The sequence below is a fragment of the Pseudoflavonifractor sp. An44 genome (genome assembly GCF_002161675.1).
GTDB lineage: Bacteria > Bacillota > Clostridia > Oscillospirales > Oscillospiraceae > Enterenecus > Enterenecus faecium.
This window is the reverse complement of sequence record NZ_NFIH01000001.1, coordinates 91,327-111,340: the sequence shown is the minus strand read 5'-3', so window position 1 is coordinate 111,340 and position 20,014 is coordinate 91,327. Positions and strand designations below refer to the sequence as shown.

Annotated in this window: 9 protein-coding genes and 2 pseudogenes; 10 read left to right on the top strand and 1 reads right to left on the bottom strand. The window is 45.1% G+C overall.

The features are described 5' to 3' along the window. Window positions 1-340: 340 nt before the first annotated feature. The 3 genes and pseudogenes from B5F98_RS00385 to B5F98_RS00375 all read left to right on the top strand — a co-directional run bounded on the left by B5F98_RS00385 (window position 341) and on the right by B5F98_RS00375 (window position 9,246). Window positions 341-1,267, top strand: a complete 927-nt coding sequence (locus B5F98_RS00385; protein WP_087369147.1) for an AbiH family protein — start codon at window positions 341-343, stop codon at window positions 1,265-1,267. Between the two features lie 178 nt (window positions 1,268-1,445). Next, complete coding sequence (locus B5F98_RS00380) at window positions 1,446-6,020, top strand: hypothetical protein (protein ID WP_143482698.1); 4,575 nt, start codon at window positions 1,446-1,448, stop codon at window positions 6,018-6,020. Window positions 6,021-6,090: 70 nt separating this feature from the next. Beyond that, window positions 6,091-9,246, top strand: a pseudogene (locus B5F98_RS00375) (DUF3427 domain-containing protein). A gap of 64 nt (window positions 9,247-9,310) precedes the next feature. On the opposite strand, the pseudogene B5F98_RS13185 reads toward B5F98_RS00375, so the two are convergent. After that, a pseudogene (locus tag B5F98_RS13185) lies at window positions 9,311-9,376 on the bottom strand (hypothetical protein); the annotation flags it as partial. Between the two features lie 90 nt (window positions 9,377-9,466). Here B5F98_RS13185 and B5F98_RS00370 point away from each other — a divergent pair. The 7 genes from B5F98_RS00370 (at window position 9,467) to B5F98_RS00340 (ending at window position 19,925) form a co-directional block, all read left to right on the top strand. Next, complete coding sequence (locus tag B5F98_RS00370; protein ID WP_087369145.1) at window positions 9,467-10,864, top strand: Wadjet anti-phage system protein JetA family protein; 1,398 nt, start codon at window positions 9,467-9,469, stop codon at window positions 10,862-10,864. Next, window positions 10,861-11,490: a DUF4194 domain-containing protein gene (locus B5F98_RS00365; protein WP_087369144.1), complete on the top strand. Its 630-nt coding sequence runs from the start codon at window positions 10,861-10,863 to the stop codon at window positions 11,488-11,490. The genes B5F98_RS00370 and B5F98_RS00365 overlap by 4 nt, the downstream gene beginning before the upstream one ends. Continuing rightward, on the top strand, window positions 11,459-14,812 hold the full coding sequence (locus B5F98_RS00360; RefSeq protein ID WP_087369143.1) for an SbcC/MukB-like Walker B domain-containing protein: 3,354 nt from the start codon (window positions 11,459-11,461) through the stop codon (window positions 14,810-14,812). The genes B5F98_RS00365 and B5F98_RS00360 overlap by 32 nt, the downstream gene beginning before the upstream one ends. After that, the gene (locus B5F98_RS00355; protein WP_087369142.1) at window positions 14,809-16,050 is read left to right on the top strand and encodes a Wadjet anti-phage system protein JetD domain-containing protein; all 1,242 of its coding nucleotides are present in this window, start codon (window positions 14,809-14,811) and stop codon (window positions 16,048-16,050) included. The genes B5F98_RS00360 and B5F98_RS00355 overlap by 4 nt, the downstream gene beginning before the upstream one ends. A gap of 118 nt (window positions 16,051-16,168) precedes the next feature. After that, complete coding sequence (locus B5F98_RS13500) at window positions 16,169-17,182, top strand: nucleoside triphosphate pyrophosphohydrolase (RefSeq protein WP_143482697.1); 1,014 nt, start codon at window positions 16,169-16,171, stop codon at window positions 17,180-17,182. 1 nt (window position 17,183) lies between these two features. Further along, entirely contained in the window at window positions 17,184-17,651 is a 468-nt protein-coding gene (locus B5F98_RS00345; RefSeq protein ID WP_087369141.1) for a hypothetical protein, read from the top strand. A gap of 6 nt (window positions 17,652-17,657) precedes the next feature. Beyond that, window positions 17,658-19,925 carry a DEAD/DEAH box helicase gene (locus tag B5F98_RS00340; RefSeq protein WP_087369140.1) on the top strand — a complete coding sequence of 756 codons (2,268 nt, stop codon included), beginning with the start codon at window positions 17,658-17,660 and terminating at the stop codon, window positions 19,923-19,925. The last annotated feature ends 89 nt before the right edge of the window (window positions 19,926-20,014 follow it).

Here is a 20,014-nt window from a genome sequence, read left to right as displayed (position 1 = left end):
GGAACGATTTGACTGTTAAGCGTATCTATGATTGAGACAAAAGAGGGAAATGGACTTATTGTCATAGAGCAATGTGCCTGCCTGTTCAGGCATGATATTATGGGTTCGCGTCGCCATTGAGCAGAGGGCCTAATAACTGTGCGGTTGTTGGAGGACGACGGCAGCACAAACTCTATTTTGTGGGTGGAGACCAAGAAAAATGTGGAGAAAGAAAGTCTGCGTTCCTCAGAATTGGCCAAGATTTGCTGCGCCAAAAAACACTTTGAGGCGTTGGGGGAATGAAGCATAGTTTCTACGAGCCAATGGATTTGATGGTTTTGCCCAGAGGGAGCTGTAACAGATGAAGGGAAATTTACCTCCTATTCCGTATGGAAAGACGCCAGTAGTCTTTCTGATTGGAAGCGGTGTGCTCCAGGCATTCGGAGGAGACTCGTGGGATTCTCTTCTGGATAAAATAAAATGTGTCAAATTGTCAGACGACGAAGTCCAACAGATAAAAAAACTGCCATATCCTATGCGTCCAGTGGTGTTGACTGGAGATCGTGTGGACGTACAATTAAAGGAATACGTAGCTGAGAATGCCAAAGAAGTAGATAACGGAAAAGCAAACGAAAAAACATTGGATTTAATTCGTGGCTTTTGCAGCCTGAATCCTGATGCGATTCTGACTACAAATTATACATACGAAATTGAGAGTTCTTTGATGACGGACTTTTCAGTTGCTACAGGGAAAAGCCACAAGTATCGGAAGAAGGCTGTCGACTTAAAGGTTGATAAGAAGACCGGAAAGTTACACCAGTACTTTGAGATTCCAACAGAGACGGCTACCCAGCGTATCTGGCATATTCATGGCGAATTAGCTAAGCCGAACACAATGATTATCGGACACTACTATTATTGTGAGCTGACCAGCATGATTCAGCAATATATTCATCAGTTCATTCGTCGATACCAGTACAGCCAAAAGCAAAAAACGGATTTTGTTCCGCAAAGCTGGGTTGATTACTTTATGATTGGGGACGTATATACGATTGGATTTGGGCTGGGTGTTTCTGAATTGGATATTTGGTGGCTGATAAATTGTAAAAAGCGACATGGATCCCAAAATTCTGGTGTATACTTTTGGGATGCTAATATAGCCGATGAAAAAAAGCTTTTGGCAGAGGCCTATGGTGTGAACGTTCATTCCGATTTGGTACAGGACGGTGAATTTCCACAGTTTTACGAAGGACTAAGGCAAAGAATTCAAAGTAGGCTGGCCGAGTAGCTCTGGGCTTTAGGGAATAGTTTTAGACTGTGTCGGAGTGTATGTGAATTGAAGAAATACTTGAAATATGGTACAATTTACTAGCGGCAGGCCATAAACCTGCAGGCCAGCCGTATGGCATTGCCATGCGGCTGGCTTTTTTCTATATACCAGAGACCTTGTGCTAGGAGGGATGACCGTGAGCCTGGAGCCTGGTGGCCGTGCTGACAAGTATGGGAATAAATATGAAAATCAATTTTTTGCAAAACTTCTTTTGAGATTGGCAAGAGAGAACGTGGTGTCAATTATTGTCGAGCCTTTGGGGCCCAATAGTGACAGCGTAGAATATATAGCTGAAGAGAAAGAAAAAACAAACTATTACCAGTGTAAGGGGAGCAATTCGACAAAAAAGTTCTGGTCAGTAGCAGATTTAAAGGGGCACGATGTTTGGAATCGTGCCAGAAAAATTGTTTCAGACGTTGGTAATGACTACTATTTTATTTCACCGCTGCCATATAACGAAATCGATGAGTTGTGTAAACGGGCCAGAACAAATCTATCGCCACAGCAATTCGTTGAGTGTCAGTTGAACAATGACACTATTTGCAAACAGTTCAAGGAATGTGCAAATGCGTTACACCTAGACCCAGACTGCCCAGGAGATTTGGAACAGCTGGTGTACATCCTTTCCCATTGCTATTTTGAACATAGTCCTACGGGTTTGGAAGCTCAACGAGACCTAGAGGAACGGATAAGTCAAGAATTTACAGGGAACGAATCGAATGCTCGTATTTTGCTGGAGCAGTATGCCAATGACACTGGGAGATATGGGGTCAAGATAACGGCGAAGGACGTTATTGATTATATGGAAAAGAATGGGTTCCACCCCAGACATTATGGGTATGATACGCGTGTATTAGAGAGAATAAATGTACTTAATCATATGCACTGGGATGAATTCTCTGCTATCTATGATAAACTTATACATCGGACTGCGACAGAGCGGGTCATAAACGATTTGCATGCTGGAAAATCAGTGATTCTGCATGGAAGGGCTGGTTTTGGGAAAAGCGGATGTCTTCAAGAGGTCATCAATTTTCTGAGTGAGGAAGGGACTCTGTATCTTGCGGTAAAATTGGATAAGCATACCCCAGCGGTTTCTGCGGATGGTTATGGAAGAGAGTTGGGACTGCCTGAGTCTCCTGTGTATAGTTTGTCCGCTATGGCGGCGGGAGAGAAGTGTGTGCTGATTTTGGATCAACTGGATTCCTTGCGGTGGACCAACAGTCATTCCAGTACTGCCTTGGACGTGTGCAAAGAGCTGATTAAACAGGCAGAATCCATTAACGGTTATCAGAATGGAAATGTTTCGATTATTTTTGCTGCGCGGACATTTGATTTAGAGAATGACAAAGGATTAAAAAGCTTATTTGAGAATTCAGATCAAGAGAGGCAGCGTGGACTGGTGTGGTCCAGAGTAAAGGTTGACTCTTTTACGGAAGAGGAAGTTACAGAAATCATAGGCACACGATATAAGCAATTACCGTCCAGGTTGCAAAAGCTGTTGTTGACGCCTTCGTCGTTGTATGTTTGGACACAGTTAGAAGAAAACAGTTCCAAAAACCATGTTTCATCAGTGTATGGATTGATGGGGGAATGGTGGACTCAAATTCAAAAGCAGTGTGAAAGGGCGGGTATTAGACTTGAAACGGTGAAAAAATGCAGAGATGATATTGTAGAATATATGGAAAACCGAGGGCGCTTTGTCATCCCTAGAGTCCTTTTGAATGATTATTATGAGGTTGTTGATAGATTTATCTCAAGTGGGTTATTGAAGCACAATCAACCCTCAAGTGGAATTTCTTTTGTGCACCAAAGTTTTTTAGATTACTTTATCGTGTCTGACCTCAACCGTAGAATCTATTTTGGTGAAGATCTTTGCACCTTGGTTGGTGGGCTCGACGAACAAACACCCATGATTCGCTACCGAGTATTATCTGTTTTGCAGACCCTGATTGACACAGACCAGTCCATGTTCACAGAGCAAGGAAAAAAGATGTTGGAAAGTGATGGTGTAAGATATTATTTCAAATGTACGGTGTTTGAAATTATGGGGCAGTGTGAGCAACCGGAGGCAGAGGTTCTAGCTTTACTAGATGACTATATACAGCAGTCGGAGTGGAGAACCTATGTGATTCAGGCTGTATTGAGTAGGCACCCGCAGTATATCAGACATGTTTTGAAGGAGTGGAAAGGAGAGCTTGATGACCAATCTGCTCGCCTTTTGAGATCCATCAGTGACATAGAACCAGATTATGTTGCAGATTATGTTGCGCCGTTTGCGCTACAAGACGAAGAGAAAGATCGTTTGATTTTCGACACACTATGTACTGATCCTAGTGAGGATTCTGAACGTATGTTTCAGCTGAGATGTGATATTTTGAGGAAACATCCCATCATCTTAAATGAATTCTGGGGCATATCAAGACTTTTAGAATGCCGCTCTATCCGTATCATAGATGTGTTTGAAATCATCTTGGATAACTGGGAGCAATGCAAAGACGCCCACATACATATATACGTGAAAGATTTAGAACTGTGGGGGTTGAATTCGAAAGTCGAGTATCAGGCGTTTATCGAACGACTGTTTGGGAAAATTTGCGATGTTACAAAAAAATACACACTACAGTGGCCTTATACATTATGTGGAGTGCATTGGGAGTTCCGTGAGTGGATACAGAGTGGATACAACGATTCAACTGTACGAGAAATCGTGAATATTAGTAAACGAGCGATAGAGGAGTACGCTAAAATCGATCCTGCGTGGGTTATGGAATTTGTCCGTGCGGTGGAATATCCCACTTCTGCAGTTGGGCATGAACTAATTATGCATGCAATTTGCTCTCTGCCAGATGTTTACTCAAATGAAGCGATAGGTTGGCTGTGTAAAGACTTTGACAGAAAAATACTGGTGTACTCAGCGAAAGAGGAAGATTATCTGCACTATACAAAACAAATCCTTCAAAAATTCTCAATACATTGTGATGAAACCGTCTACAGGCAACTGGAACAAATTATTTACACGTGGAAAGAAAGTTCCAAGGAAATGGTTGGTAGACTGAAACGCCGTATCGAGTGGAATAGAGTCCGCCAGAACCAAAGGGCATATTGGACGTATTGGGGGCATTTGCAAAAGGAATTGCTGCCTTGTATGGATTTTAATCGCTTATCTGAAAAATCAAAAGCATTGATTCAAGAATTGAACCGAAATACATGGGTTTGTATTCCACATTTCCATTATTGTGGAGTCTTATCAGGACCTGGGGGGAGCGTGGTTTCGCCTGTGTATGATCATGCAGATCGCTTGAGTGATCGACGATGGCTTCAAATTATTTCTACGCCAGTTGATAAAATGAAGGAACATTTGTTTAGGCAGGTGGAGGGGGATCATTGCATAGAGGCGAGTCACGGGATGTTTGCGTCCTCTATGAGGAAACAGGCAGAACAGGAACCAGAACGATTTGCCAAGCTTGCGTTGTCATTCCCTCAAAATTGTGATGCTGCGTATATATGTAGCATCCTAAACATGCTGTCAGATGAACAGAAGGGAGAAAATATCCCCACAGAGCTGATTGAAGCTATCATCCAGCGATTTTCACATCGCAGTGATCGAAATATAGCAATGTCGGTTTCGCAGCTTATAAGCAGAAATGCCAGTAGAGTATGGGGAAAAGAAGTGCTCGAGTTGATATGTAATATGGCATTGGCACATCCAGAACCCAAGGAGAATGATTACATTGTTACAAGTCAGTCAGATCCAGATCATCTGACTGCAAACGCATTGCTTCAAAATTCCATAAATTGCGTAAGAGGAGAAGCGGTTGGCGCAGTAGCAGCCCTGCTGTGGAACCATAGTGATTTGGATGAGTATTTTAAAAGTACGATAATCCAAGTAAGTAAAGATAAGAATGCAGCTGTCCGTTTTGCTTTGATGGATTGTGTGGAGGCGTACTACCAGATAGACCGTAAATTTGCGTACGATGTATTTCGAAAAATTCTTGGTCAAGATCTGCGGGTGTTGTATGCATCAGGAGCGTGGACAGTAATACGAGAAGAATATATGGAGCACAGTATGTTTTTGCGCAATAAATTGATAGATGCCTGTGCTACAAAATTAGAGGATTTGGAAGAATGTGCAGCTGGCATGTTGTGTGCAGTTGGAATCTTCTTTTCTGATTCAAAGGCATTAGAGTGGATTACTTCTGCAGAACTCTCCACGAAAGCTAAATCAAAGATATGCCGACAAGCTATTTCTAGCTTTGATTTGGATGAATTTCACGAAGTAAGTGAAGAAATTCTGTTGTACTATCTTGAAAACACATCTGAGAGCATAGATGGACTTGGACAGCTTTTCATACACAAGAAAATTTCTATCCATCGGGATAAAGATTTTTTAAGCAAATTGTTTTCATCGGTACAAAGTTCTCATTTGGTACATTTGTTTTTGAAGTATCTCTATGAAAGTGGTGAGGATATCTGTGAATATGCACCGGTGCTTATGACGATTGTGGAGGGATTTGCGCAAGGAAAGGGGGTGCGCAGACACTCTTATTTGGAAGTGACCGACCTAATCAAGTGTGTAGTCAAGCTTTTTGATAGAGGAGAGAAGCAACCTTCGATTTGTGCTACATGCCTAGATATGTGGGATAAGCTATTTCGAAGCAATATTCAGGCGATCAAACCATTATCAGACTTGATAGACGATCTTGGTTAAATACTTGCTGGATTCTGTCCTTAAGGGTATACTGGAAACAACAATTTTCCAACAAGAGAGAGTGAGAAATATGCTCCACCCCGGCCTATACGAACAAGTCATCAACGAAGCATTAAACCGCGAGTTGTCGGAGATTCCCGAGGCCCGCAAATCTGTTGCACCTATCGATCAGGCGGAAGCCTCCAAGGTGTTGGCACAATATCTGGCGGATGTGGTGCAAAAGGGCCTGCAAAATATCCTGGACAATGGCGGAGGTATCTCCGCCCAGATCGGCCTTGCAAACCAAATCGTAGAACTCATTGGAAATACCACACAAGAAGCTGACTTTGCTGCACTGGGCATTGCCCAGCGGGCAGAGCAGCTTCTTGCGCTTTTGCGGGAGCAAGATCCACGGCTGGCCGTGGGAAAGACGGCCACTGATTTGGTTCGGCCGGAAACGTCCATGGCCCAGAGTAGCTTATTTACCGGAGCCATCCACGAGCCACAGATGTACATGGAGTTGAAAAGGGAAATCGTCTCTGCCGATCGCATTGATATGCTGGTGTCTTTCATCAAGTGGAGCGGGTTGCGGCTTTTGATGGATGAACTGCGGGAGTTTACCCAGAACGGGGGAGAGTTGCGCATCATCACAACCTCCTATATGGGAGCCACCGATATAAAAGCCATTGAGGAGCTCCGTCAGCTGCCCAACACCCAGATCAAGGTGAGTTATAATACCAAGCAGACCAGACTCCATGCAAAGGCCTATATCTTTGTCCGCAACACTGGCTTTACCACCGCTTATGTGGGTTCTTCTAACCTGTCCAACGCTGCCCTCACCAGTGGCCTGGAGTGGAACACCAAAGTGACTCGCCGGGACTTGCCTGAGACCATTGGTAAGATCGCTGCAACCTTTGAGTACTACTGGAATGACCGAGAGTTTGAATATTATGGGGAAGACCAGAAGGAGCGATTGGCTCGGGCTTTAAAGGCTGAAAAGTACTTTGACAGCAATGATGTAGCGGCCTATGTCATGGATATTACGCCCTATTCCTATCAACAGGAGATTCTAGACAAGCTGGAAGCGGAGCGTACCATTCGAGGCTATACCCGCAACCTGGTAGTGGCAGCCACTGGGACCGGGAAAACGGTGATCTCTGCCTTGGATTACAAGCGATTCTGTAAGCAAAATTCAGACAAACCATGCCGGTTGCTCTTTGTGGCCCATTGAGAAGAGATTTTACGGCAGAGTCTATACACCTTCCGGGCGGTTTTGAAGAATACCAACTTCGGAGAACTGTTTGTGGGAAGCTACAGACCGGAGAGCATTGATCATCTATTTATGTCCATTCAAACCTTCAATGCACAGAACTTTATTGCCAAGACTTCTTCGGATTTTTACGATTACATCGTCGTGGATGAATTCCACCATGCGGCGGCTCCCACCTATCAAACGCTACTAGATTACTATCAGCCGTGTATTCTGCTGGGATTAACTGCAACGCCGGAACGTATGGATGGGAAAAGCATTCTGCCCTACTTCAACTACCGCATTGCCGCTGAGATCCGTCTGCCAGAAGCCATCGACCAGAAGCTACTGTGCCCGTTCCAGTATTTTGGTGTCACCGATGCCGTGGACTTGAGCACTCTGAAGTGGAATGCAGGCGGATATGACAAGGGGGAGTTGTCCAATCTCTACACCCTCAGTGGCGCTGTGGCAAACCGCAGAGCCGAGCTGGTAGTCTCCTCGCTGCTAAAGTATGTGACAGACATGGATACGGTGAAAGGACTGGGGTTCTGTGTGTCTATCGAACATGCGGAGTTTATGAGCCGCTATTTCAATGAGCGTGGAATTCCGTCCATGTACCTGACGGGGAAGTCCTCGGATGAGGAGAGAAAAGCCGCCAAGGGGCGGCTGGTGGGTGGTGAGATCTGTTTTATTTTCGTAGTGGATATCTACAACGAAGGTGTGGATATCCCAGAAGTGAATACCGTGCTGTTTCTCCGTCCTACGGAGTCCCTGACTATCTTCCTTCAACAGCTTGGCCGTGGCTTACGCATGGCGGAGGGCAAAGAGTGCCTGACGGTGTTAGATTTCATTGGACAGGCCAACAAGCGGTACAACTTTGAGGATAAGTTCGCGGCTTTGCTGAATAACACAACCCGTAGCGTGACCAGGGAGATCAAAGAGGGCTTTGTCTCTACGCCCAAGGGCTGCTATATCCAATTGGAGAAAAAGACGGCCAAGTACATTCTAGAGAATATTCGGGCCTCCTACGGCAACACAGCGGGCCTGGTGTCCCGAGTAGCCAGCTTTGAGGAGGACAGTGGTTTGGAATTGACTCTGACCAACTTTCTAGACTATTACCATTTGGATCCTCGGGCCATATACAAGTTTTCGACCTTCTCTCGCATCTGTGCACGTGGAAATGTGGTGGGGGACTTTCAGGAGCCGCTGGAAGATACCCTGACAAAAGCCTTTGGACGACTGGCCATCATAGACTCCAGGCGGTGGATCCGCTTTTTGCTGGATCTGCTCCCCAGGCTGGACGATGTGGATTTTGCGGCACTGAGCCAAGTGGAGCTGCGGATGCTGCAAATGTTCTATGTTACTGTCTGGGGACAAGTAGCTGAGAGCTGGTCCAGTGATAAGGTGCTGGACAACCTGTATGCCCTCTCGGATAGTCCGGTTCTGTTGGGAGAGCTGGTGGACTTACTAAGATATCGGTACGATCAGATCGATTTCATCGACGAGCCAGTGGACCTTGGCTTTGAGTGTCCGTTGGATCTTCACTGCACCTATACCAGAGACCAGCTGCTGGTGGCATTGGACTTTATGAAGCCGGGGACAGTGCGTGAGGGGGTAAAATGGCTTCCAGAGAAACAGCTGGATGTGCTCTTTGTGACCCTGAATAAGGCGGATAAAGATTATTCACCTACGACCATGTACAACGACTACTCCATCAATGAAAGCTTGTTCCACTGGCAGAGTCAGAGTACCACTGCGGTGGATTCTCCCACCGGACAGCGGTATATCCACCATCGGGAGCGGGGGAGTCGTGTGCTGCTGTTTGTGCGGGAGTTCAAGGCGGACCGAATCACCGGTGGAGCTGCGGTTTATACATTTCTGGGAATAGCAAATTATGTGAAACATGAGGGGAGCAGGCCCATGAATATCACCTGGAAGCTGGACCGGCCTATCCCGGCGAAATTCTTGAAGAAGACAAATAAAGTGGTGGTGGGGTAAGAAATCTACAGCATTGCGTGGGCCCCATATGGAACAGGTGCTTTGCTAATCCTGTTGTCATTTATCAATACCCAATCCTCAAAAATTCAAGACGTACAGGCACCCAGCCTATATTTGAGTCGAAGATGGAGAAACATTCTCCGCAGTGTAACCCTCCATAAAAGGTTCCATTTTAATTAAAATTCCAATCATAAATATCTCCTATGAGAGGGGGATTGTAATGAATTTGTTTGAGCACATTCCAACCGATCTATTTTCTGTTTTGGCATCACCAAATCGCACTTTGTATGCTGATGCCCTAGATGTACTTTGGGAAGCTTATCGGGAAAATCTAAAAATACCAGAGGACACATTGTATACGATGTTACGGAGCAAAATGGAGCAGCAGCTGGCTGATGCAACATTTGAAGGAGAGGATATTGACGAGGAAGAACTGCGGGATATTTCAGGCCGTGCCAGATTCCTGATTCGTAAATTATACAGTAAAGGTTGGTTCGAAAAAGAGCGAGGAGAGGACTTCGATGAATATATTACAGTTCCTGGCTACAGTAGCCGTCTACTAGATATTTTTCATCAACTACGAGAGGACAGCCCTGTTCGTGGATATTCATATGTATTTGGGACCTATTCCGCATTGAAGGTGGCAAGCGATGGAGACAATGTTTATGATAAAATGGCTGCGATTTATAGTGCGTATGACAATACCCAGGCATTGATCAAGTTGCTTCAAATGGTATACCACAATGTGAAACATTTTTTTCAAATGCAAGTAAAAATGCGGGAAGTGAATGATGTCCTTGCTGCTCATTTTGATGATTTTGGGCAAAAAGTGATGGAAGCATATATTCGTCCATTAAAAATTAAAGATTCTGTCCCAAAATATCGTGTTCCAATCCAGACAATTCTCACGGGATGGGCTGAGGATGAGAGCCTTTTGATGGCGATATCTAACGCTGCGGTACAAGATCGTCGGGGGGCTACACTAGATGAATGTCGGCATGATATACTACAAAAAATTTTTTGGGTAAATGATCGTTATGATAGTATAGAGCATGATTATTTGAAGGAAATCGATGGTCAAGTGCGCCGATATACAAGGGCGACTACACAGAAACTAGAAAATCTGACTAACCGAGATGGCAACGTACGTGGTAATTTGGCATACCTTCTGAGTGCGCTGGAAAGAAATCATCGTGCCACAGAGCTGGTGGATCGTATTCAGCCGGTATTTCAACTATATGAACAATCGTTCCTTTCGCAAAAGAGCCTTTGGCATCGCAAACGCCCCGGGAAACGGTCAAAGGTAGCACCAGTCCTGATAGAGGAAGGCGGGATAGATTCTTCAACTAAGGCTCAGGCGGCGGAACTACTTCGAACAGAGTATAGCCGCGCTCAAATTGCTGCATACATAGAAAAGTGGTTGGGGGATGACGGGGTTTGCTACTCCAAAGATATGGCTTTGTCAGATGATCGGGCCTACATTATGAGCATGTTGGCTGCGCTTACAGGACGTGACCCCAGCGCAAATTATGTGGTGAAAGAGTTGGAAGGGAGCTTCACAGAAAATGAATATACCATTCCACAGCTTAAAATTGTGCGCAAGGAGGGAAGAAAATGAGTTTTGATTGGCTTAGCACGGCAACACAGAAGGAACTAGATTGCTTTAAGTCCATCTGCAATCAACTGCTTAGTCGTACCTATGTGGTGAGGACTATATACAAGCCGGGCGAAGGGCGAATCAATAATCCAGACTATGTTTTTCTGTCTGCCCACTTTGAAGCGATACAGGAATATCTTGCTCTTCTGGACTGGGATCTCCGAAAAGATGATTTGAATGGATACTTTTATGTTATGAATACAGACGATGCGAATCGTTGTAATCTGAATAAGAAAGAGACGGCGATCCTTCTGGCAATTCGCATGATCTATGAGGAGAACATTGAACGACTGGGACTGGAACAAGATGCTGTCTGTACAGTGCGTGATCTTCTAGATAAAGTAGTTACAGACTATGCGATTCTTTCTACGAAACCCAACATGGATGAGGTGAAGCGGGCACTCACACTATTGGATAACCACTCTGTTATTCAACGGCTTGAGGGGAAATATAATCAAAATAGCTGTAAATTTGCTATACTTCCCACCGTTTTATCTGTGGTTTCTAGCGAAAAACTGAATGCAATTGTATCTGTGATGAGAAAGGAGGACGAAGGTGAAGAAACTGAAGAAGATTCTACTGATTAATTGGCTCTATTTTTCCAAGGAACTCATTGAAGTGGAGGATATTAATTTCTTCACGGGGAAGAATGGGGCAGGAAAGTCTACTATTATTGATGCGCTTCAAATCGTCCTGCTAGGAGAGACGAATGCGCGCAACTTCAATCAAGCAGCAAACGAGAAATCTCAGCGGACGCTGGATGGATATTTACGGGCTGATATGGATGAAAATAACCCGAGTTCTAGGCGGGGGAAAGATTTTTCCACCGTTATTGCCTGTGAATTTTGGGATGATGTGAAGGGAAAACAGTTTGTTGGCGGTATTATTTTCGATTGCCGGAGCGATGGAAGTCGCCAGGATCGATATTTTCTCTATGACGGTACACTCCCAGAAGACTGTTTTATTCAGAAGGGCGAGGCTATTGATATCCCAACTCTGCGTATTTTTTTGAAAGAATATGGAGTAAAAGGAAAGCTCTATGACACTCATAAGCAATACCGGATCGATTTGCAGGCAAAGTGGAATATCCACGGCGAACAAGTGATGCGAATGTTGAAGAAAGCAATATCCTTTCGCCCTATTGTAGATATTCAGAAATTTATCACAGAGAACATTTGTGATATTCCGGAAAAGCCAGATATTGAAGCGATGCAACAGAACATTCTTGACTACAAGCGCCATGAGATGCTGGCGCAACGTCAAGAGGAGAAGTTGGACGCATTACGGGAAATTGGTCGGCGCTACCAGGATTGGCAGCAAGCAATTGAGCGTTGGAAGATACAATCTTTTCTCTCTTTGTGGGCGGAAAAAGAGGTGCAGCAGTCTACAATTCATGATATGGAACTGCAAATGCGGGACTGTGAAACCGAAATGATGAATGCAGAAAAACAAATTGGACTATTTGGCGAGGAGATTACACAAAATGAGACACGACAACGGGAGTTGGAACGTGCGGTAGCCCAAAGTAGTGTTTGCCAGGAAGAGGAGAAGCTCCGGCAGCAAAAAAAGATGCTTACAGATGAGCAGAACAGGTTGACAGATGGGCTCAGAAGTCTCGAATTGAAAATTAGGCGAGAAGTTAGTAGAGTTTCTCATCTGTGTGAAGAAATTACCAATTTAGAAGAGGAAAATGGCCTTGACAAGGTGAAACAGATCGCAGAGAAAACTCAAAAAGTATATGCTGCCCTGGAGAGTGTCAGATCGGAGCTGTTTGCCTGTCCATTATCCCTTTTTGAACAGGCTCAGCTCACCATTGCAAATCTCTCTGAAGAGATGAGCAGTGCTGCCCATAAGATCAAAGATAAGCTAGAAGCATATAAGAAAGAGGCAGATCAAACACGGGCGGCGTTGGCCAGTCTACATAATAATATTAAGGATTATCCACAGGAGCTTCTCCTCCTTAGAAAACGCTTGAGTACGGAGCTGGAAAAGCAGATGGGCAGCCCGGTAGAGTTACTTATCCTTGCAGATGTGTTGGAAATGAAAGAAGAAACATGGCGTGGGGCAGTAGAAGGCTATCTCAATACACAGAAATTTTATCTTTTGGTCGAACCAGCCTATTATCGGGCAGCACTAGAATTATATAACCGAATTAAGGGGGATTTTGGAAAAAACTCATACGGAATTATAGATGTCGGCAGACTGCGGGAAAAGGAAAAACAAGAACCGTGGGAGAACAGCTTAGCTAGAAAGGTAGAGACGAAAAATGAGTTGGCTCGTAGTTATATAGATTATTTGCTGGGACGGGTGGTCTGCTGTGATCGCGTTGAGGAACTTAGAAATCATAAGACAGCAATTACAGTAGAAGGTATGCTGTATCAGGGATATGTAGCTCGTCCTATACGCCGCTCATTGATGGAAAATGTTTTTATTGGTCGTCAAGCGGTTGCTTTGCGTATCCAGCGCCTCAATATCGATCTCAGCGAAAATAAGAAGGCGATTCAATATTGGGACCCAATTTATCAAGTGTTGACAAAACAAAAAGAAGCACTATTTACACAATTCTTTGTGCAGAATATAGTGCCCGGGAAGCTGAATGACTACGTGCGTATTCTGGAGATCCAGGATGAAATCGGAAAAATCACAGAAGAGCTTTCTAATCTGGATCTATTCTGGCTGGAGGAACAACGTAGAACCATCGAGCAGTTGCGTCAGGAAATCGCAGTGCTACGTGGAAACCAGCAAAAGACGGTAGAGCGGAGTGGCCGGTTAAAAGAGAAAATTCACCTGTTAAAATACGAGAGACTGCCAGAGCAATATCAAAAGTTGTCCCAATTAGAGGACTCTGTGGCCGAAACCTTTTCTCAAGATTATCAAGAAAAGACGGGATTGCCTCGATACCAGCAGGAATTGGGCAGACTGAAGCATCCTGGTGCGATCCAAAAAAACTTCAGTGATCAGCTGGTTCGGAGTAGAAATGAGCGGGTCATGAATCAACAAAGACTATATCAAGCAAGGCGTGACTATGCCGACAAGTTCAAACCATGTTCCTTCCGTGTGGATGCTTTGGACAATGAGGAATATGAAGCAGAGCAGCGCATTTTGGAGGAAAGCGAGTTGCCTAAATACCGGGAAAAAATTAAGGCAGCTCGAGAGAGCGCGATGGAGCAGTTCCAAAATGATTTTTTATCCAAACTCAAATCCAGCATTGATCAAGTACGGGAACAGGTTAGGAACCTGAATAAGGCGCTGAGACAGGCGAAGTTCGGCACAGATCAATATCAGTTTCGAGTAGATCGTAATCCTGATTATGCCGATTACTACGATATGATTATGGCACCAGAATTGATGGAAGGGGAGGGTGGACTGTTTGCACTTCCGTTCCAGCAAAAATATGGAAAACTTGTAGAGACTCTGTTTAGTCAGATTGCCATGTCTGATGATACTACCACCAACACAAGAAAGCAGAGCGAACTCCAGCAGAATATAGAGCGGTTTACTGATTTTAGAACCTATCTTAAATTCGATTTGGAGACCACCGACCAGAACGGCTCCAAGCAGCTGCTTTCCCAAACCCTTAATACCAAGTCCGGAGGTGAAACCCAGACACCATTTTATATTGCTGTGTTGGCTTCGTTTGCCCAACTGTATCAGGTCTACAATCAATCTGACTTATCCAGCAATACCATTCGATTGGTGGTGTTTGACGAAGCGTTCAATAAAATGGACAGCGATCGGATCATAGAAAGTATTCGCTTGTTGCGGAAGATGGGGCTGCAGGCGATTATTTGTACACCACCAGAAAAGCTTCCGGATATTATGCCGTTGGCAGATCGTACGCATTTGGTGATTAAAGATAAATATAAAATGCACATTATGTCCTGGGGGAAAGAGATGATGTCAGTATGAATCAGAATATTCTACTTTCTCATTTGTTAGATAAGTATGAGAAAAGCAAACATCTGACACAACCGGGCAGTTCCACACGGCGGGTGATGCTTCGAATTGAAAAACAAGAATTTCCAGAATATGACTATGAAGACGCTCAAATCCGGGATGAATGGAACAAAGTTGTGAAGGACCTGGAGGCGCGTGGCTTCATTTTTGCTCAATGGGTCAATAGACGTCCCGTGTTATCCCATGTGGTTCTAAATTTAGAGAAACTGTCAGAGTGTTATCGAATGACAGGCCGGATACACCCTAGAGAGCTTGCCTCTGCGGTAGTGGAGATGGTCACCTCGAGGCTCTCCCATATCACGACAAAGTGGATTCAGATGTGGCGGGACGATATCTGTAAACAGGCAAAAGAGAGTCTTCGCGTTCCATCTTATTGCAAGAGCGACTTGAATCCTTTGGAGGATCTGTTGTCTGCTTTTGCTGTGTATGATTCGCTTCATGGGGAATCTATTACTATGCGCGCGTTCAGTAATAGATGTTATCAGAATACCAAAATTTTTGAACAGAAAGTACGAGATCGTTTTCTGCGAATAGCTGTCGAATACTCCGATGAATTAAAAGAAGCATGTGAGCAAAGTCAGATGGGAGATCGGGAGAAGCTGGCCTATCTAGGAATCTACGCACGACCAGAGTTATATGAGCTCTGTGGTAATTGCGTTATACGGACCGAGAAGGGAAGCATCAGTGTGTCTGCGGCGACACCTTATGGGCTGGCACTACCTAGTTCAGGCATTGACTCCATACAGACATTTGATATGAGTGAGATTCAAAGAATTATTTTTATCGAGAACAAAACGAACTACGATGAGTTTATTTTATCCGAACTGAAATCCGGGGAACTAGTGGTTTTTCATGGAGGATATTTAAGCCCTAAAAAGAGAAAATTTTTTGAGAAAATTGCTGAATCGATACAGGGGCAAATGCAAGTTATGTTTTGGGCTGATATCGATTTGGGAGGTTTTCGAATGTTTGAGAACCTGCAAAAAATTTTTCCTACTCTAACTCCTATGCGAATGTCTCAGGAGGATGTAGAAATTCATCATGTTACCGGATTAAAACGCACAGAAGGATACTTGAATGAAGTGCAAGCTGCTCTTGATGGAAGAAAATATCCAGTTTTTTATGAAGCAATGAAAAAAATATTGGAATACGGCGTGACCATAGAGCAAGAAGTGTTTTTGGTAGAGTAAGAAAATACAAAATGGGCCATAGATGAAATGAGTGAACGGTGAGCCTGACGTGGAGAATTTGAAAAACTGATGACGATTTAAGCACATACAAAGCTGTAAATTTGAGGGAGGGACCCGCATGTGCGTAGAAAGTCTGTGTCAAGCATGTGAAGCGACATTGGACCTGGAAAATGCGGTGCTTAGTCCGTCGTATTACTACGATTCATTGCCGCAATGTGTGATTGATGCGGTGTTTTCTATCGGAGTGAAATATACCAGCACGACCAATGTGGTGAAGAACTACTGTGCCTATTACGGACTAAGAGTATATAATATGTGCCATGACAAGGAAGGTGATAAACACACCATTTCACAGTTTATCGACCATATTACCTCCATAGGAGTTGAAAGAAGTGCGGATGTGATCTTTCAGAATCATCAGCGTACGTCAACGCGAAATGGAATATTGAAAGCAGAGGCTGTGTTGAGATTTGCAAGAGTTTTGCAGAAGTACGGTGTGAAAACTCTGGCAGACATATCCTCTGAGGGCCTCCCACGCAAAGCTGAGATGGAAATTATGCGCATTCCAGAGCAGAAAAGTGGGCTGTCTCTAAGATACTTATACATGCTTTCGGGAGATGATTCCCAGTCCAAGTCGGACCGTCATATAATGCGCTTTTTGAAGGACCATACAGGACAGGAATACTCGATCCAGGAGGCACAGAATTTGCTTGCAGCAACAGTAAAGACGTTGAGAGAAAAATATCCTCGATTGTCTGTACGCCTTTTGGATTATTCTATTTGGAACTATATGTCTCATCGCAGACGGGATAAATCTGATAGAAACTCTCACAAACTTGTCCGGGATCGAATTCCGGAAATCATAGAAGCATCCGGGAAAAGTTGTACTTATGAAATACTTTCTGATAAAGACTATATTCGTTTCCTAGAGGAAAAATTAAATGAAGAGTTGGCGGAGTATCAGGAGAGCAAGTCTCTGGAGGAACTGGCCGACCTTCTGGAGGTTATGCAGGCTGTCGTGAAAGCCCGTGGCTGGACATTGGAAGAGCTGGAACAAGTTCGGGCAGACAAAGCGGCCAATCGGGGCGGATTTGAGAAAAAGATTCTGCTAAAAGAAGTATCGGAGGGCTGAAATGCCGAATACAAACTGGTCTAAACTATCCCATCTCCAGTTGGGACGCTATGCAGAGTACTATGCCAAAATGGAGTTTGCTTCCTATGGGTATGATGTTTACACCTCTGAAGTAGACGATCACGGCGTGGACTTTGTAGCAAGAAATCCAGCGGATGGTCAATATTATGAAATCCAAGTGAAGTCTATCCGTAACTGGGGATATGTCTTTGTTCCAAAAGATAAAATGGAAATCAGCTCAACAAGGTTGGTTTTTCTCCTCCGATTCACGGACGGCAATTTACCTGACTGCTATGTGGTTCCGTCTACGGCATGGGCTGCGCCCAATGCACTTCTTGTTGACCGAAACTATGAGAAACCCGGACAAATAAGTAAACCTGAGTGGGGAATTAATTTTTCTAAAAAGAATTTGCTGCTTCTTGAACCATATAGAGAAGAACTATACTTTCATTCCGCAAAGTTGAGGTGACCCCCTATGCCAACCTACCACTCTGCCTCCGGCAGCAATGCCGAAGATCTGTTCATCGAATTGTTCTCAGATACTTTTGGTGCTGAGAAGGCAGGGTATCTCTACACCCAATATTCCTTCTTGGACATCTATCAGAACACCAGATTTGCTGATTTTCTTCTAGAGAATAGCGGGCGGAAGATAGCCATCGAGATCGATGATGAGGCATCTCACAACCCCAAGCTAATTTCTCAAAACAAGTTCTATGACGACTTGCTCAAGCAAAACAGCATGATCTATCTGGGATGGGATGTATATCGATGGGCGGTACGGCAGATGCAGCAGCAGCCGGAGACCGTGAAGGACGAGCTGCGGGTTTTTCTGGGCCAGCACCCTAACTTTAGAGAGATTGAGGACTACCTGCCACAACAGAAAGGAAAGACTCTAGATGGCTCACACCTTGAACTGAAGGTGCACCAGAGGGAAGCTTTGGCAGCTCTGGAGAAGATGCGCTGCAACTTCGAGACCATCGCCCTGCTCTACCACGCCACCGGTACCGGAAAAACAGTGACCGCTGTGATGGATGCCAAGAGGGTCGGAAAACGGACGCTGTTTTTGGCTCACACAGTGGAACTAGTGGATCAGGCAGTTCGCCAGTTTCAGAAGCTGTGGCCTGAAGTCAGTGTGGGACGATATGTGGAGAGCGTGAAACAAGGGAAAACGCAGGTGGTCTGTGGCAGCATCCAAAGTGTGGCCCTGAATCTAGATCAATTTAAGTCTGATGATTTTGGCTATCTCATTGTGGACGAAGCCCACCACGCCTCTGCAGATACATACCAGAAGGTTTTGTCTTATCTCACACCAGAATTTACCTTGGGATTAACGGCTACGCCGGAGCGGGCCGATGACAAGAATATCTTGGATATTTTTAAGCATACAGCCCATAAGTTGGACATTCAGACAGCTGTCGAAATCGGTGAACTGGTACCGGTGCGATGTATCCGTATCCATACCAACATCGACTTAACCAAAGTTCGGTTTAATAGCGTGCAGTACAATATTCGAGATCTGGAGAGCAAGATTTATGTGCCGGAGCGAAACCAACTCATTGTGGATACCTGGCTCCAGTATGTAAGAGACAAGCGAACGGTTATCTTTTGCGCCTCTGTCAAGCATGCCCGGGAGATTGCTGGGCGGCTCCACCATACCGGTGTGGCCGCTGAGGCCGTGTCCGGCGAGATCAAGGCCAGCGACCGCCGGGAAGTGCTGGCCCGGTTTGAGAAGGGTGAAACGAAGGTGCTGTGCGCCTGCGACCTGCTCAACGAGGGTTGGGACTGTCCGGCCACCGAAGTGTTGTTTATGGCCCGGCCAACCATGTCCAAGGTGCTCTATACGCAGCAGTTAGGCCGTGGTATGCGGCTATCTCCCGGTAAGGAGAGCCTAATGGTGTTTGACTTTGTGGACAACGCCAGTCAGTACAATATGCCCTACTCCATGCACCGCCTATTTCGATTGAAGGAGTACAGACCTGGTGCGCTGGTGCTGAGCACCAAACAGCAGAAAAGCGCCGAACAGGGGCTTTATGACAAAGGCGAACGCCCGGACGCCATTATTGACTGGCCGGTGGATGCTCTGGACTATGAGCTGGTGGATATCTTCAACTGGCAGGAGGAAGCTGCCGGTATGATCTCCCAACTGGAGTATGTTCGCCGGGTGGATGTGCAGACCGAGACCGTCGAGCGATATGTCCGGGATGGCCTGCTAGTGCCCGATCTGGTGGTGCCTATGAGTGAGCACCGGACCTTCAAGTATTTCAAGGAAGAAACCCTGAGAAAGTATGCAGAGCAATATGGATGGACCCTCATCGACGACTCCAACCGTAAGGATCTGTTTATGGAAATGACCAGACAGATGGATATGAGCTACTCCTACAAGCCGGTACTACTCAAGGCAGTACTCCAGTTTGCGGATAAAAAGGGCAGGGTAAAGCTCAGTGATATCGTCACTTACTTCCGAGAATTTTACGAGGCCCGCCGGGTGGCTGGACTCGCAGTGGAAAAGCCCAATAGTATCTACGCCAAGGGAGGCTATACCGACGCTCAGGTCCAGCGGAACATCCTATCAAATCCCTTCAAGCGGTTTGAGGATATGCAGATGCTCCATCACACCAAAACCTTAGGAGTGGTCCAGGTTGATGAATCTGTCTGGGGAAAACTGACCCGGGAAGAAAAGAAAGAAATTGAACAGATCTGCGATGAGAAGCTGGCGCACTACTACAGCCGTCTTTCTTTGTAAAACAGTTTTATGAAACGGATTTTCGCAAAAGCACGCCTCGCGCCCCCATGGGGACACGCATTTTTGATTTGACCACGGTACTTGGATCA

Coding starts and splice junctions, on each gene's coding strand:
- B5F98_RS00365 (WP_087369144.1), top strand. CDS start 10,861: ATGAGTTTTGATTGGCTTAGCACGGCAACACAGAAGGAACTAGATTGC.
- B5F98_RS00385 (WP_087369147.1), top strand. CDS start 341: ATGAAGGGAAATTTACCTCCTATTCCGTATGGAAAGACGCCAGTAGTC.
- B5F98_RS00345 (WP_087369141.1), top strand. CDS start 17,184: ATGCCGAATACAAACTGGTCTAAACTATCCCATCTCCAGTTGGGACGC.
- B5F98_RS00370 (WP_087369145.1), top strand. CDS start 9,467: ATGAATTTGTTTGAGCACATTCCAACCGATCTATTTTCTGTTTTGGCA.
- B5F98_RS13500 (WP_143482697.1), top strand. CDS start 16,169: ATGTGCGTAGAAAGTCTGTGTCAAGCATGTGAAGCGACATTGGACCTG.
- B5F98_RS00355 (WP_087369142.1), top strand. CDS start 14,809: ATGAATCAGAATATTCTACTTTCTCATTTGTTAGATAAGTATGAGAAA.
- B5F98_RS00340 (WP_087369140.1), top strand. CDS start 17,658: ATGCCAACCTACCACTCTGCCTCCGGCAGCAATGCCGAAGATCTGTTC.